This window comes from Photobacterium sp. 2_MG-2023, assembly GCF_030547675.1.
GTDB classification, from domain to species: Bacteria; Pseudomonadota; Gammaproteobacteria; order Enterobacterales; family Vibrionaceae; genus Photobacterium; species Photobacterium arenosum.
This window is the reverse complement of sequence record NZ_JAUOQQ010000008.1, coordinates 56668-71103: the sequence shown is the minus strand read 5'-3', so window position 1 is coordinate 71103 and position 14436 is coordinate 56668. Positions and strand designations below refer to the sequence as shown.

Genomic DNA, 14436 nt, shown 5'->3' with positions numbered 1-14436 from the left:
ATGGAGCAGGACAATGAAACCAGCAGTGCTATATCTTTGTCACCGAATTCCATATCCGCCCAACAAAGGCGATAAAATTGCCAGCTATCATTTACTGAAATTTCTCAGTCAGCACTTTGATGTCTATCTGGGTTGTTTTATCGACGATAGGCATGATCAACAGTATCGTCACAAGGTAGAAGCGCTTTGCCGGGATGTATGTTTCATTACGCTTCATCCGGCGTTGGCCCGCCTCAAAGGCTTACAGGCTTTGTATAAAGGACAGCCCATTACGCTGCCCTATTACTCTCATCCGGCAATGACCGACTGGGTGAATCGCACCCTGAATCAGCATCCCATTGAGCGTGCTCTGGTGTTCTCCAGCAGCATGGCTCAGTACCTACTCAATGCACGTCCCTCGCTGCACAAAGTCATGCATTTCGTGGATGTGGATTCAGAAAAATGGCGTCAGTATGCGCAGAAAAAACACGGTGTTGCCAGTTATCTGTACCAGCGTGAGTACCGGACACTCGCAAAGTTTGAAAAAGCGATCTGTGCCGATTTTGATGTCAGCTGCTTTGTCACTGAAACAGAGCGGCAGTCGTTTGCGGCCATGGTTGAACCCGCCTTACAAAATAAAATTCATACGCTGGAAAACGGCATAGACAGCCGCTATTTCTCTCCGCAGGCCGATTTCAGCCCTGTGACCGAACATCCGCTGCAGCACGATAATTATGTGGTTTTTACCGGCGCCATGGACTATTGGGCCAATGTGGATGCCGTCACCTGGTTTGCCCGCAAAGTCTGGCCGAAGGTTCTAAAAGAACACCCTTACGGTAAGTTTTATATCGTCGGTTCATCGCCTTCGGCCAGCGTCAGGGCGCTGAGCCGACTGCCCGGCATAGTTGTCACCGGCCGGGTTGATGATGTGCGTCCGTATCTGTTGCATGCCAAAGCCGCCATCGCGCCAATGCAAATCGCACGTGGTATCCAGAACAAAATATTGGAAGCGATGGCGATGGAAAAACCGGTTCTTACCACACCACAGGGTATGGAAGGGCTTGAGCACTACCCGGGCAATTATCCTGCCAAGGGCAACGTAATGACCGACAACGTAATGGAACAGACACTGTATGTGGCAGAAGAACCACAGGATGTCACCGACTGGGTATGCGAACAATTAGCTCGCCCAGTACGTGCGGCCACACTGTCAAGACAGTGGATTGAAGACAATTTCAGCTGGGATGCCAAGTTATCACCAGTACTGACGTATCTTGAGGCTAAACATGTCTGACCGGATCGGGTTTCGCCTGGCATTCCCTGTTATCGGCTGGTTATGGCTGTTCTGGCCGTCACTGAGCAATATGGTGAATGTCTGGGCCAATTCTAAAACCTATGAGCATTGCTTTCTGGTTGTGCCAATCTGTCTCTGGCTGGTATGGCGAGAGCGCAAGGTCATTAGGCCATTGCGCCCGTCTGTCAGTTGGCTGGCGGTAGCATTACTTGCCGTATCATGCTTTCTTTGGCTATTGGGCCGGGCGGCAAGTATCGGGTTATTTGAACATATCGCCGCCATTGTGAGTCTTCAGTTATTGCTGTGGGCGGTATTGGGCACCGCCATCATTCGCCGTTTTTGGTTCCCTTTGCTGTATTTACTCTTTGCCATCCCCTTTGGTGAAAGCCTGATTCCCAAACTGCAGATCATCACCGCCGATCTTTCAGTCTGGCTGCTGAATATCAGCAATATCCCTGTCTACCGGGATGGCTTATACCTGACCATTCCCAATGGTCGGTTTTACGTGGCAGAAGCCTGTTCAGGCATCCGTTTTCTGATGTCCAGCGTGGCATTAGGCACGTTATTCGCCTACTTACAGTTCACCAAAGTCTACAAGCGCACACTCTTTGTGGCCTTTTCGTTTATCTTCCCGATCATTGCCAACGGTATCCGGGCTTATGGCATTGTGATGATTGGGTATTTCAGCAACATGGAATATGCCGCCGGGGCGGATCATCTGGTTTACGGCTGGCTGTTTTTCAGTGTCGTCATTCTGGTGATCTTTTTTACCGCCAGTCTGTTTTCTGATCAGCAAGCCCCATATGTCAAATTGCCGCAGCAACCGTCTGCGCTATCAGCTCGCCAAACATGGGGGGCACTTGGCATGGTTGCCCTGATTTTTATTGCGACCGCCTTGTGGAAGCAGCAGCTTGACCAGGGCCAGCCCCTGCTGTCCAGCCAGCAAACTGACGCCATGAATCCGCAGCCTGTCATGCTGACCGAATGGGGGATCTCATTCCCGCATGCCGAACGTAGCCAGCGCCAGAGCGCTGCGGACGGAAAGGCAGAACTCTATACCGCCCGCTATAACATCTGGCAACGGGATGGCGAGCTAATCAGCAGTACCAATCAGCTGTTCAATAAAGACATCTGGTCGGTCGACAATAGCCAATCAGTGACGTTACCCGCCGGTATTCATGCCAAGTCGATGACTGTATCCAATGCGAAGGGAAACAGCATGCGGGTTATCTATTGGTACTGTGTGAATGCGTTTTGCAGCAGTAATCCGCTGGCTATCAAGTTGATGAAAGCATCTTATCGTCTGGCCGGACAACAAGGCGTCTCAGGTGTCTTTGCAATAGCAAGCACTGAGCTGAGCGATAACCAGATAAAAGACATCATTGATGTTGGCACAAACAAGCACAGCGTGATCTTAAAAAACAGCCACCAGCGGTGATGAAACCATTATCAGGGAGAGGGTTATGTGCGGTATTGCGGGTATTTTCAACGTACAACATTCAGGCATTATTGACACTCGGCTGTTGCAGCACATCAACCGGATACAGCACCATCGAGGCCCGGATGATGAAGGCTATTTCGTCGATGATCTTGTCGGGCTGGCCCATCGCCGTCTGTCTATTATCGACCTGTCCGGCGGGCATCAGCCGCTGTTTAACGAAGATAACACGGTCGCGGTTGTCTTTAATGGCGAAATTTACAATTTCAAAGCCCTGATCAAAGAACTGAAAAATCTGGGTCATCAGTTTCGTACCGTCAGTGATACCGAAGTGATAGTCCATGCCTGGGAACAATGGGGGAAAGACTGCGTCAGCCATTTTCGTGGCATGTTTGCCTTCGCTATCTGGGATAAAAACACCTCGACCCTCTTTCTTGCCCGGGACAGGCTGGGTAAGAAACCGCTTTTTTACAGCCTGACAGCCAAAGGGCAATTGGTTTTTGCCTCCGAGCTGAAAGTATTGCTAGCACATCCTGATGTGTCCCGCACTCTGCGCGACGAAATGGCCGAAGAATACCTGATGTTCGGCTATATTCCAGACCCGTTCACCGCTTATAAACACATATTCAAGCTCCCTGCCGGGCATTATCTTCAACTGACGCCGGGTGCCGCTATTACGGCCAGTGCCTACTGGGATCTCTCTGCACCAGCAACAGTCCTCAGCTGGCACGATACGCAGGAGGCACTGGTTGATCAACTGCTGGACGCTGTCAGAATCCGCATGGTGTCGGATGTGCCTCTCGGTGCCTTCTTGTCAGGCGGGGTGGATTCCAGTGCTATTGTGGCCCTGATGTCGGGCCTGCAATCCAATCCGGTGAACACCTGCGCCATAGGGTTTGATCAAGCTCAGTTCGATGAAACCCACTATGCCCGCAGCATTGCTGAGCAGTATCAAACCCTGCATCATGATCGCCAGATCAACGCAGACGATGTCAGCTTAGTGGAAGTGCTGGGGCGGCTGTACGATGAACCGTTTGCAGACGATTCAGCACTGCCAACCTATCTGGTATGCCAGCTGGCCCGGAAACAGGTCAAAGTGGCTTTGTCCGGCGACGGGGGAGACGAAATCTTTGCCGGCTACCGTCGCTACCGGTTTCATCTGGCCGAGCAGAAAGTCAGGGGGATGATACCCTCTTCCATTCGTGAACCGGTGTTTGGCATGTTGGGTCAGATATACCCCAAAGCCGACTGGGCGCCACAGCGCTTCAGGGCCAAAACGACCTTCCAGTCGCTGGCAATGAACAGTGTTGATGCGTATGCCAATACGATCTCAAAACTCAGGTTCGCTGACAGGCAGCGACTGCTCAGTCCGGCCTATCGCCATCAGCTCAATGGCTATACAGGGAACGATATTCTTCGCCGGCATGCCCTCAATGCGCCTACCGACGATCCGCTGAAATTGATCCAGTACCTCGATCTGAAAACCTGGCTGCCCGGCGATATTCTGACCAAGGTGGATCGCGCCAGCATGGCCAATTCACTTGAAGTACGTGCCCCCCTGCTCGATCACCAGCTGCTGGAGTGGGCGTTTCAAATTCCGAGCCAGGATTTGATCCGCAGACAGGAAGGCAAATTCTGCTTTAAGAAAGCCCTGGAACCTTATCTGCCCAAAGATATTTTATATCGCCCTAAAATGGGGTTCAGCATGCCGCTGGCCCATTGGTTTCGTACCCAGCTCCGGCCGATGCTGCATACGCAGATCTTATCTCCCGTCATGCTGGACTGTGGCTATTTTAATCCGCATCAGCTGCGAAACATTGTGGCTGAGCACGAAAGCGGCCAGCGCGATCATGGTGTCGTGCTCTGGAGTTTACTGATGTTCGCCCAATTTATGGAGAGGCAGGCATAGTGAAAATTCTCACCATTTCAACACTCTACCCGAACGCGAGTAATCCCAGGCACGGCATTTTTGTCGAAACCCGGCTGCGCCAGTTAAAAAAACATTACCCGCAGACAGACATTACTGTGATAGCACCTGTGCCCTGGTTCCCGTTCAGTCACCCTGTGTTTGGACAATACAGCGACTATGCGTCTGTCCCCTATACTGAGAGCCGCTATGGCATCCGCATTTATCATCCGAGATATCTGGTTATCCCTAAACTGGGAATGTCACTGACCCCGTCGACGCTGGCCTATTCCCTGCACAAACAGATTGCGCGCTTAATGCAGCAAGGGTTCGACTTTGATCTGATTGATGGCCACTATTTTTACCCCGACGGGGTGGCCATTGCTTCGGTCGCCAGCACCTTAAACAAACCGTTTACCATGACGGCAAGAGGGACAGACATCAATCTGATCCCCGCCTACCCCAAAGCCCGAAAACGTATTCAGCAGGTTTTATCGGTCAGCAACCACAACCTTGCAGTGTGTGAGGCACTGCGGCAAAGCATGATCGAGTTAGGCGCAGTACCGGATAAAGTCAGCACACTGAGAAACGGGGTCGATCTAGAGCTGTTCAGTTTCAGCGACGAAAGCCAGCAACCCGCACTCAGGCAGGCACTGAACCTGCCGGTTAATGTACCTGTCATCTTATCCGTCGGTCTGCTTATAGAGCGTAAAGGCCACCACTTAGTCATCGAAGCCCTGCGTCACATTCCGGATGCCCTGTTACTGATTGCCGGCACCGGCCCGAAAGCAAAAGCACTGTCCGCCCTGGCCAAACAACAGGGTGTTGCCCAGCGGGTACGCTTTCTGGGCAAGCTCAGTCAGGAAGAATTATCCGCCTATTATGGCGCGGCTGACTTACTGGCACTGGCTTCAGACAGAGAAGGCTGGGCAAATGTGCTGCTGGAAGCCATGGCTTGCGGCACACCGGTTGTGGCCACCAATATCTGGGGGACACCTGAAGTCGTCCGTAAGCCCCAGGCAGGCACATTGGTTGAGCGCAATGTCACTGCCATCGCCGAGGGTATCCGCCAGTTGCTGAACAAGCCTTTTGCCCGCGCTGACACTCGTCATTACGCCGAGCAATTCGACTGGTCTGCCACCTCTGAAGGTCAGTATCAGTTGTTTAATCGTTTGATTAAGGACGCATCATGAAAATTCTGTATCACCACAGGGTCGCTTCCAAAGACGGCCAGTATGTCCATATTGATGCCATCATTGGCGCCCTTCGTGAACAAGGCCACGAAGTGGTGGTCGTCGCACCGGCTGTGTCCGGTCAGGCCGACGTTGGCGCTAACGGCGGCTGGGTCAGCAAAGTGCGCCAGATGCTGCCCCGTTTTTGCTGTGAGATCCTGGAATTTGGCTACAGTGCTTATGATTTCGCCAAGCTGTGCATCACTTTATACCGGGAAAAACCGGATGCCATTTATGAGCGCTACAACCTGTTTCTTCCCACCGGGATCCTGGCTAAGCAACTGTTCAATGTGCCACTGGTATTAGAGATCAACGCCCCATTATTCGATGAGCGCAATGCCTACGGCGGATTGTCGCTCACCTGGCTGGCCCGCTGGTCAGAATTGTTCACATGGCGTAATGCCGATCATACCCTGCCGGTCAGTCATGTGCTGGCCGGCTATGTTCAGCGCGCAGGCGTACCTGAGCATGCCATCAGTGTTATTCCCAATGGGATAGACAGCCGCTTATTTCATCCTGTTGTCGGCAAGGAGAAACAACCTGAATTTTCGGGTAGCCTGGTGGTTGGATTTGTCGGCTTCTGCCGCGAATGGCATCAATTAGAGCACGTTTTGTCACTGATCGTTGATTTTAACCGGCAGCGGAACATTGACGATCCGGAAGTGAAATTCCTGATCGTCGGTGGCGGCCCGGTTCTGGATGAGCTCAGAAAACAGGCACGCACTCTCAGGGCCGAGCACCAGATTCACATCACAGGATTAATTGATCGCCAACATATACCGGACTGGCTCTCTCAGATAGATATCGCCCTGCAGCCGGCCGTCACCCCCTGGTGTTCACCGCTCAAGCTGATCGAATACCTGGCATGTGGCAAAGCCATTGTCGCGCCCGATAGCGACAACATAAAAGAGCTGCTGACAGATGGCGACAATGCCCTGCTGTTCAAAGCAGGTCATTTAGCCGATATGCTGGAGCAGATTAAGCGTTTGTTGTCCGACGAAGCACTCCGCCAGCAGTTAAGTGACAATGCGGCGGCCAGCATTGCCAGACAACAGCTGACCTGGCCGGATAATGCACAAAAAATCGTCGGTATTTTTGAGTCGTTGATTGTCAAACCCTGAATGGTGCCGGGAAAACACCATGGGTAACACAACTGATTGATCCGATATTCAGAACATTAAGTGGAAGACATGCCTTGTAACTGAGAAACCGGTTTTCTTCGCGCTTGCTGGCTGACCATCACTCTCACCTGCATACTTAAGGCCGCCATTGCTGCGGCTAATACCCAGAAAAGTTCAAGATACGCCAGCGAGAGCGCGGCCCCTGCCGTGCAATAGCCCAGTAAAGACACCTGCATCATGCGCGCCAGATCAATCTGCCAGTGGTGAGTATCATTCCATGGCGGTCGCCCCAGTGTCACAATGACCCAGCGCATTTTCAGAAACAACAACAGAATAACCAGCATGAACAGAGTGAACCCGAAAAAGCCGTGATCACCCAAAACCTGAAAATAAATACTGTGCGCGGCCCAGCTTTCTTCTCCGGGGGGCGGCGTTTCAATAATATCTATTTTATAGATATCCAGTGCGAGCCTGTCCCACACCGGCTGAAAATAGGTGGCTTTAAATCCGGCTCCCAACACCGGCCGTTCCAGCGCCATCAAAGTGTGGATTTTCCACGAAGTCAGCCGGTTAGTGAAAGAAGAATCCTGAGTCGCCGTTTCTATCGTTTCCATCCTGTCATACCACTTGTCCGGTAACAGCAAGACAGAAACTGAAACGATAATTGCCACGCCAAATAATGTCAGAACTTTTTTGTTACTTCTGAACCAGAAGTAACAGCCAATCACAGCCAGAGCAAGCACGCCTCCTCTGGAATAAGTGCCCAGCACAGACAACACACACAGCACTAACATACCTATCAGCCCTAAACGGATCCACCTTTCCTGGACGGACTTTAACTGATAGATACATAAAGGAATCACCATACATAAAGCAGCGGCAAGGTGGTTATTGTCTGAAATCAAGTGACCAGTTGGCCCCTGGATTTTATGTCCGCCTAAACTGGCCAGGAACTTCAGCCCTTCCACGGCACCAAAGAAGCCCACTGACATCAATATCCCCCACAACAGCATTTCAAACTCATGCTTTTGCCGGATGATTAATGCAATCATGATGAACAACAGGAAGATCTTGGAAAATTTCTCCCATTCCGGCCAAACCAGTTCAGGAAAAATAATGGTGTTGTAGGTGGTTAAACCGGTATGAAGCCAAAACAAAATAGCAATGAAGACAACCCCGTCAAATATAACCGCGGGCTTCTTCCTGGAAAAAAGGTAAGTTATCAGCGTCAGCAAGGCAAACACACTGTTGTAACTGATCGGCTTGGCAAACCCGTAAACCCAATAGGCCGGCACAAATAAGCCCGACCACAACCAAAGTGACACTGCGATGTAAGAGCGTCTCAGAGCAAAACAAGCCAGGATCAGGAAAACGCTGATTAAGACGACATCTCTCATTTTCCAGCTCCCTAACGTCGATGCTTAGAATTTTTTTGCTGTTTTGCTAAGTATTCTTTGTATTCTTTGTATTCTTTGTCCTGCCTTATTGAGCGTACACAAAGATATACCAAGACAAACAGACCCATCGAGAAAAGGATTGATTCCACTGTTCAACTCCTTATCTGAGCGTGTGAAAAGCTCAGATCGTCTGGGCTTCCAGCTGGCATATTTAACAGATATTGTGACTTTTTTAACCACTCCTTTCACTATAGTTCCTGATTAACGAACCAACAAAATTTTGACTATGAATAATTTGTCATCAGTGACCCGAACAGATCTTAACAGTTGCAGTAGATTATTATGCAACTAATTAAGTCACTCTCAATCGCTATAGAGAAAATCCATCCGCTCTTCTGCCGTCACTGACGTTAATCAAACATAGGGGTTCTGATTATTTTTCCTATTTTAGCTTGTATACTTCGATACTCCGGAATCACTCTGATTGAAACCGGCAATAATGCCAGCATAGAAACCGAATACACTAATACACCTGTTACTATACCCAGGAGTAAACCCCAGAAATGACTGTCTATTTCAGATACCACAGAAATAACGCTGAAATACATCAATACTGAAACAGAAAACGGCACAAAAATAACGGGCAATAAACGGCTGGCCTGCAGCCTGATCACAAGCAAGAACACAATTGTCACACACACCAGAAATATACCGCCAACCAGTAAGCGAACAAAAGACAGGCTGTCAGGATCGTCGTAGCCGCTACCATAAAAACTGCCAATCACTAACAAAATTGCCAGACAATCGCACTTAAATAACAGTGGCATCCTGGATTTTAAGATCAATACCGTTTGTATTAACATATACATAGTCATCACAATCATTAAGAATGACAAATTCTGCATGACTGGAATAACGTCAATCCATTTTTCTCCGAGAACGACATAGACAAAATCCTCCGCAATGGCGCATACCCCAAAAGACACAGGCATAGCAAGAAACATTAACAATGCCATTTGCGAATACAATCTTTCTTTCAGTAAGCTGTCCTGATCTTTCAGTTTTGAAAACACGGAAAATGCTCCGTGATTCATCGGGGCCAGAAAGTCAGTAAAAGGCAGCCAGGAAAACTCCTGCCCCATATTATAAAAACCGACGTTGCGGCTGTTAAGAATATTACCCAAGAGCAGCATATCTACCCTGGAGCGCATATAACCAGACACAGAAACCAGATACAGCCATTTAGATATAACCCACTGTTCTTTCCAGTACTGTGTGCACCAGCGGGGCCGAAAAGGACAAAGAATATAGCTGGTGAACACTTCAATCACGGCCATCAATATAACACCGGCAATTAAAGCCCAGTAATTACCGATAATTAACGCAACCGCTATGGTACACACACTACCGAGTGTTTTCGCTACCATTAGCATCATGGTTTCCATTTTAAAATTGAAGTTTTTTTCGAACAGATCCATACCGACATTATGAAAAGCAAGAATAACAGGAATAATACTGACAACACGAATGACCACTGCTATCTCTGGCTCACTGGTGTAAACAGCTACCCAGTCTGCCGACAGAAATAAAAAAAACGCAGACACGATACGAAACAGCAGATTCAAAGACCAAATACTGTGCAATTTATTTTCATCAGTCATATCTTCCATCAGCACATATCTTTTGGTCCCCACCGTTGATAGTGCAATGAAAAAATACACAAAAAACATAGTGAACCCGGCGATACCATAATCTTCCGGCGACAGTAAACGCACAAGCACCAAGGTGCTGATCAGCCCGATACAGCGGTTATACCAAATAGTGATCATAGACCACTTAGCACCCGAAAAAATCGCCTGGGAATACTGATCTGCCATAGGTTTCTGCCTTATCCCTGGCTGACTGCCATGTCTTTCGCCAGGACAATTTCACCGTTCAGCTCCCGCAGAAACCACTCAATATAGCGCCGTGTGGTGTATTTTAGTCGCTCGCAATCTTTGGTGGTGGGCACATAAGGTGTCATTCCGGCCACCAGACTGGGGGAGTGAAAAGACAGTACAAACACGTCTTGCCCAATTGCCATCTGAGCTTGCGTGATGGCCTGAAGCTGGGAGAGATCATTGCCTTCCGGCGACAGGCGGTGCCTGCTTATACGAAGAGCCTTTGCAATGAAACGGGTAAGGTATTTGCTATTGAAGGTGCGGCACCAGGCCGGACACTGATTGGCCTTTTTTGCAACCTGCTTGGAAACGGATAGCCAAGAACTGGTATGCGGAATATGCCGAATCGCATTTTCAACAAAAAGGGCATTGGTATATTCACTGAAATCAGGCCCTTGCTGATGGCTGAAATCACAGTAAGCACTGATACTGAGATCGACCTGATAACCCAATGTGCGCAAATGTTCACTGGTAACAGGGCCAAAACCGTATCGTCCCGCCAGATACGTAACCGGAGATACCCCTGACACCGCCTGTATTTTTTCTGTCAGCCTGCTTATTTTTTCATACTCAAGATCCGGTGCCAGATTACAGGGATAAGACTCAAAGTCGGTCACAGACTGATCATGAGAGACATTGGGCGGATTCACCCAGGGGTGCAAATGCGCGGCAAATTCAACACACTGCGCTGCGTTGCTTTGGTAGTGGGCTATCACTTCCCTGCCTCCGGCACTTTCAACAAACGGATAGTCCATGGCCAAGGTGATCTTAGCGCCAGTCTCAATCAGTTCCCCCATAAAAGGGATCAGGGCATGATGGTGCGTAACGGCAGTATTTCGGCTATTAAATCCCTGATCCCAGTCAAATTCTTCCTCAGCATGGATCACTACCAGTAGTTTAACGTCCATCTTTTCTCCTGATTCGCTGCAATGCCAGCCTGCAACGCCACCATTTCTGAACTCACCGAACGCTTTATCCGAAAGCGGCATTTCGCTGATGCAGTACGCTGATAATTAGGGGTTCTGCTAACCGTGCTTTCCCCAGACAGCCTCCGGGGCTCGTTACAATCAACTTCAGTAACTTGCAGCCTGAGTCACTTGGCATACCTATGTTAAAAATGGCACATGAAGCACAGAGCCACCATGCCAGATCATAAAATTGTCTTATCTGCCACCTGAATAATTTCAAAACAGCTATCTGGGTTTCGCCTCAGTCAGCCTGGCTAACTACTTACATTTTCGGTTTTTCTGCTTTCCTAATCTCAGTGCTGTAACCCAATCTCTACCCACATTCAGTCTTGTATTACCGACTAACTATGGCGGATTTGTGGTACTTGCTTCACCCGATGTCAACATTCTTACCTATACTCGATCTTGAATATTGTTTGACGTTAATCACACTTTTAAAGCAGATAATAGCCGGGAGCTGACTGATGATTTCGAAAGGAATAAAAACATATCTCGCGACAATCGGTGTTCTCGCTCACGTGATCCTCCTTGTTGCCGGTGTGTATCTGGTTAAACACTGGAGCGAACAAAGTCAGACCCTGCCCGCCGCTTTGCGCCAGTCAGTTAGTCACATTGAACAAGAGTTTCCAAGCCTGGCACCTGTCAATCAGGCCGTTGCCAGTGTGGCCAGCAACCTCGCCAGTCCTTCCTATTTCTGGCGCGAATTTGATACAAAATACTGGCCATCAGTCGGGCCTGACTGGTCATCATCAGGCCCTAAGCCAGAACCGATCAAGCCCGCTTCGCTCGGTACCCTCTGGGTATCTGATGAACAAAGCTTTGAAAAAGCACTGGAAGATGTGTTACCCGGCCAGGACATTGTCGTGAAAAAAGGCACCTACTTTTTCAGCAGCAAGCGCCTTAATATCAGCCAGATTACACCCTCTGCATCGCGTCCCGTAGTATTGAGGGCAGAAGAGCCGGGTACCGTTCTGCTGCAGCTCGACGGGCTGGAAGGCATTGTGATTAATCAGCCCTACTGGACGGTATCAGGGCTGACCTTTAAAGGTGTTTGTCCCACCCCTTCCGATTGCGATCATGCGCTGCACATTGTTGGCGATGCCGATCACAGCCTGGTGCAGAACAATGTCTTCATCGATTTCAACGCCGCCATCAAAGTCAACCGGATGGCAAACAAGTTTCCTGATAACGGCATCATTCGTCGTAATCACTTTTACAATACTCAGCCAAGAGACACCTCGAGATCTGTCACTCCCATAAATCTTGACCATGGCAATGCCTGGAGTATCGATCGCAACATCATTCGTGATTTCATCAAGTCCGGCGGCAATCAGGTCAGCTATGGCGCTTTCATGAAAGGCGGCAACGAGCAAGGCATCATAGAAAACAACCTGGTTATCTGTAACAGCACCAGCCGGAAATATGATGGTTATCAGATTGGCCTGTCATTAGGTGGCGGCGGTATGGAGCAGGAGAATCGGCGGGGACAACTGACTTTCGAAGGGGATAGCCATACAGTACGTAACAATATCGTCCTGCACTGCAATGACGTGGGTCTTTACATTAATAAATCCAGTAATTCACTGGTCAACAACAACATTTTCTATCATACCTCGGGCATCGACGTCCGGTTTGCTCAGTCCAGCGCCGAGCTGATTAATAACATTGTGAGCGGCAAAATACGGGAACGCGACCAGGGTAAAGCGTCGGCCTCCCACAATCTGATTCTTTCCCCTGACTATCTGACCGAAAAACAAAAACTGGATGATTGGTTTACCTCGCCAGCAATAGGTAACTTCTCGCCCAAAGACGATGCTATCAAAGCCAAATTAACCCGCAGTGCCACTGAGTATCCCGTGACGGCCAAAGGGGACAGTATCTCGGACTTTTGTGGCAACCCGATCAATGTGCAGGACACCTTTGCCGGCGCCTTTAAGGACAGTCAGAACTGCTTTCGGACAACACCCGACGCTTCAAAGCACGAATAGCTTTCTTCACTGAATAGGTAAAATGCGGATAGCGGAACTGACTGATCGCCAACCGGCACTCACGGTTGGCGAAGGTTTTTTTGTAACGGGCAATCCCGCCCATGAAATCGTACCCCAGCGCCCCATTTTCCCAGGCATCCTGGATCAGCAGATAGTGCGCAACCAAACCGGGTTTCAGGTGATTATCGCCCGAGCCATAATTCAGCGCACTTAAATAGAACAGTACCCAGTTGGCATGGTGAAAATTATAAATCACCCCCAGATCGTCTTCCCCGGCCTGCAGGTGGTGAATGGCAATCCGCCCCTGAGGCAGCCCGCGGCGAATCAGCTCATGGTGAAAATGCAGAAAACCAGGATTTGCAAAACCACTTTGTTCTGATTTGCTGCCCCAACGACTGAGATGATATTCAGCCGCATGATTGAAAAGCTCAAGTCCCTGAGTGACAGAAGAAGCCGTGGTGATTTTCACTTCGCCCAGCGCATTGTACTTATTCAGGCTGCGCTTTATCTGATACCTGGCATTTCGCGACAGAAAGCTATCAAGCGTCTGCTGCTTGTCCTTCAGCGGGCCAAAATCCAGCGCAAAGCCGACCGACTCCCACACCACCTCTTGTTCTGCAAATGCCTGTTTTTCTGCAAGTGCCAGCCCGGATAAAACGGCCTGCTTATCTGCCCTTTCGCTACCACAATGCGCCGCCACAGACTGTGGTCCGTTACTGACAAAATCCACGTCCAGACTGGCGCCAATCTCAAAGAGATCTGTCCCGTTCATTTGCGACATCACACAGGCTGTCATTAATGGACGAACGGTATTGGCCAGCGTCTTGTCCATCAGAAAATCGTTATATTCAATCCAGATTTGATCCTGTGAAGGAATACCTGTCCGGTGAAGGCAAAACTGTCTGCCATAGGACAAACCAGCAATCTTTTTCTCTTTAATCACGATAATGCCCAGGCCGACAATTTTGTCCTCTTGCCGGGCAAGAACAACACAACAGTTGTCCACAAAACAATCCAGCCATGTCCCTATCCAGAGCCAGGACAAAAACAGGTTCGGTTCAGCCTGCTCCTCAAGCGCACACCAGTGTCCTGCTAACCACTTATGATCGGGGTTAACAATCCATTCGCACTGTATCGAACTGTTTTTGCTTTCCATTTTTCTACCCTGCGCCG

Annotated in this window: 10 protein-coding genes; 6 read left to right on the top strand and 4 right to left on the bottom strand. The window is 49.4% G+C overall.

Annotation, left to right across the window (positions count from 1 at the left end):
• The first annotated feature begins 13 nt into the window (after positions 1-13).
• Genes Q4491_RS08615 through Q4491_RS08595 form a run of 5 tightly spaced genes read left to right on the top strand, consistent with a single transcriptional unit; the run spans position 14 to position 6970 of the window.
• Positions 14-1273, top strand: coding sequence for a TIGR03087 family PEP-CTERM/XrtA system glycosyltransferase (locus tag Q4491_RS08615; RefSeq protein WP_303456509.1), 1260 nt, complete (start codon positions 14-16; stop codon positions 1271-1273).
• The gene (xrtA, locus tag Q4491_RS08610) at positions 1266-2711 is read left to right on the top strand and encodes an exosortase A (protein ID WP_303456504.1); all 1446 of its coding nucleotides are present in this window, start codon (positions 1266-1268) and stop codon (positions 2709-2711) included. Before Q4491_RS08615 ends, xrtA begins: the two co-directional genes overlap by 8 nt.
• 25 nt (positions 2712-2736) lie before the next feature.
• Positions 2737-4620 carry an XrtA/PEP-CTERM system amidotransferase gene (locus Q4491_RS08605; RefSeq protein ID WP_303456501.1) on the top strand — a complete coding sequence of 628 codons (1884 nt, stop codon included), beginning with the start codon at positions 2737-2739 and terminating at the stop codon, positions 4618-4620.
• Complete coding sequence (locus Q4491_RS08600) at positions 4620-5810, top strand: glycosyltransferase family 4 protein (protein ID WP_303456498.1); 1191 nt, start codon at positions 4620-4622, stop codon at positions 5808-5810. Before Q4491_RS08605 ends, Q4491_RS08600 begins: the two co-directional genes overlap by 1 nt.
• Positions 5807-6970, top strand: a complete 1164-nt coding sequence (locus Q4491_RS08595; RefSeq protein ID WP_303456495.1) for a glycosyltransferase family 4 protein — start codon at positions 5807-5809, stop codon at positions 6968-6970. The genes Q4491_RS08600 and Q4491_RS08595 overlap by 4 nt, the downstream gene beginning before the upstream one ends.
• 56 nt (positions 6971-7026) lie before the next feature.
• Here the strand turns inward: Q4491_RS08595 and Q4491_RS08590 are convergent, their stop codons facing one another.
• The 3 genes from Q4491_RS08590 to Q4491_RS08580 form a co-directional block, all read right to left on the bottom strand.
• Positions 7027-8367 (bottom strand): putative O-glycosylation ligase, exosortase A system-associated, encoded by a 1341-nt coding sequence (locus tag Q4491_RS08590; RefSeq protein ID WP_218385399.1) that lies wholly within the window; start codon positions 8365-8367, stop codon positions 7027-7029.
• A 410-nt stretch (positions 8368-8777) separates the two neighbouring features.
• Entirely contained in the window at positions 8778-10244 is a 1467-nt protein-coding gene (locus tag Q4491_RS08585) for an oligosaccharide flippase family protein (RefSeq protein ID WP_303456488.1), read from the bottom strand.
• Positions 10245-10255: 11 nt separating this feature from the next.
• A complete protein-coding gene (locus Q4491_RS08580; protein ID WP_303456485.1) occupies positions 10256-11215 on the bottom strand; it encodes a hypothetical protein in 960 nt (319 codons plus the stop codon).
• Positions 11216-11739: 524 nt separating this feature from the next.
• On the opposite strand from Q4491_RS08580, the gene Q4491_RS08575 reads away from it, so the two are divergent.
• Positions 11740-13263: a chondroitinase-B domain-containing protein gene (locus Q4491_RS08575; RefSeq protein WP_303456482.1), complete on the top strand. Its 1524-nt coding sequence runs from the start codon at positions 11740-11742 to the stop codon at positions 13261-13263.
• Here the strand turns inward: Q4491_RS08575 and Q4491_RS08570 are convergent.
• A complete protein-coding gene (locus Q4491_RS08570; RefSeq protein ID WP_303456479.1) occupies positions 13208-14419 on the bottom strand; it encodes a GNAT family N-acetyltransferase in 1212 nt (403 codons plus the stop codon). The two genes, Q4491_RS08575 and Q4491_RS08570, sit on opposite strands and share 56 nt — an antisense overlap.
• Between the last annotated feature and the right edge of the window lie 17 nt (positions 14420-14436).

What these genes read in the sequence shown, in the direction of transcription:
- Q4491_RS08615 (WP_303456509.1), top strand. Translation starts at nt 14, where the DNA reads ATGAAACCAGCAGTGCTATATCTTTGTCACCGAATTCCATATCCGCCC.
- xrtA (WP_303456504.1), top strand. Translation starts at nt 1,266, where the DNA reads ATGTCTGACCGGATCGGGTTTCGCCTGGCATTCCCTGTTATCGGCTGG.
- Q4491_RS08605 (WP_303456501.1), top strand. Translation starts at nt 2,737, where the DNA reads ATGTGCGGTATTGCGGGTATTTTCAACGTACAACATTCAGGCATTATT.
- Q4491_RS08595 (WP_303456495.1), top strand. Translation starts at nt 5,807, where the DNA reads ATGAAAATTCTGTATCACCACAGGGTCGCTTCCAAAGACGGCCAGTAT.
- Q4491_RS08590 (WP_218385399.1), bottom strand. Translation starts at nt 8,367, where the DNA reads ATGAGAGATGTCGTCTTAATCAGCGTTTTCCTGATCCTGGCTTGTTTT.
- Q4491_RS08585 (WP_303456488.1), bottom strand. Translation starts at nt 10,244, where the DNA reads ATGGCAGATCAGTATTCCCAGGCGATTTTTTCGGGTGCTAAGTGGTCT.
- Q4491_RS08580 (WP_303456485.1), bottom strand. Translation starts at nt 11,215, where the DNA reads ATGGACGTTAAACTACTGGTAGTGATCCATGCTGAGGAAGAATTTGAC.
- Q4491_RS08575 (WP_303456482.1), top strand. Translation starts at nt 11,740, where the DNA reads ATGATTTCGAAAGGAATAAAAACATATCTCGCGACAATCGGTGTTCTC.
- Q4491_RS08570 (WP_303456479.1), bottom strand. Translation starts at nt 14,419, where the DNA reads ATGGAAAGCAAAAACAGTTCGATACAGTGCGAATGGATTGTTAACCCC.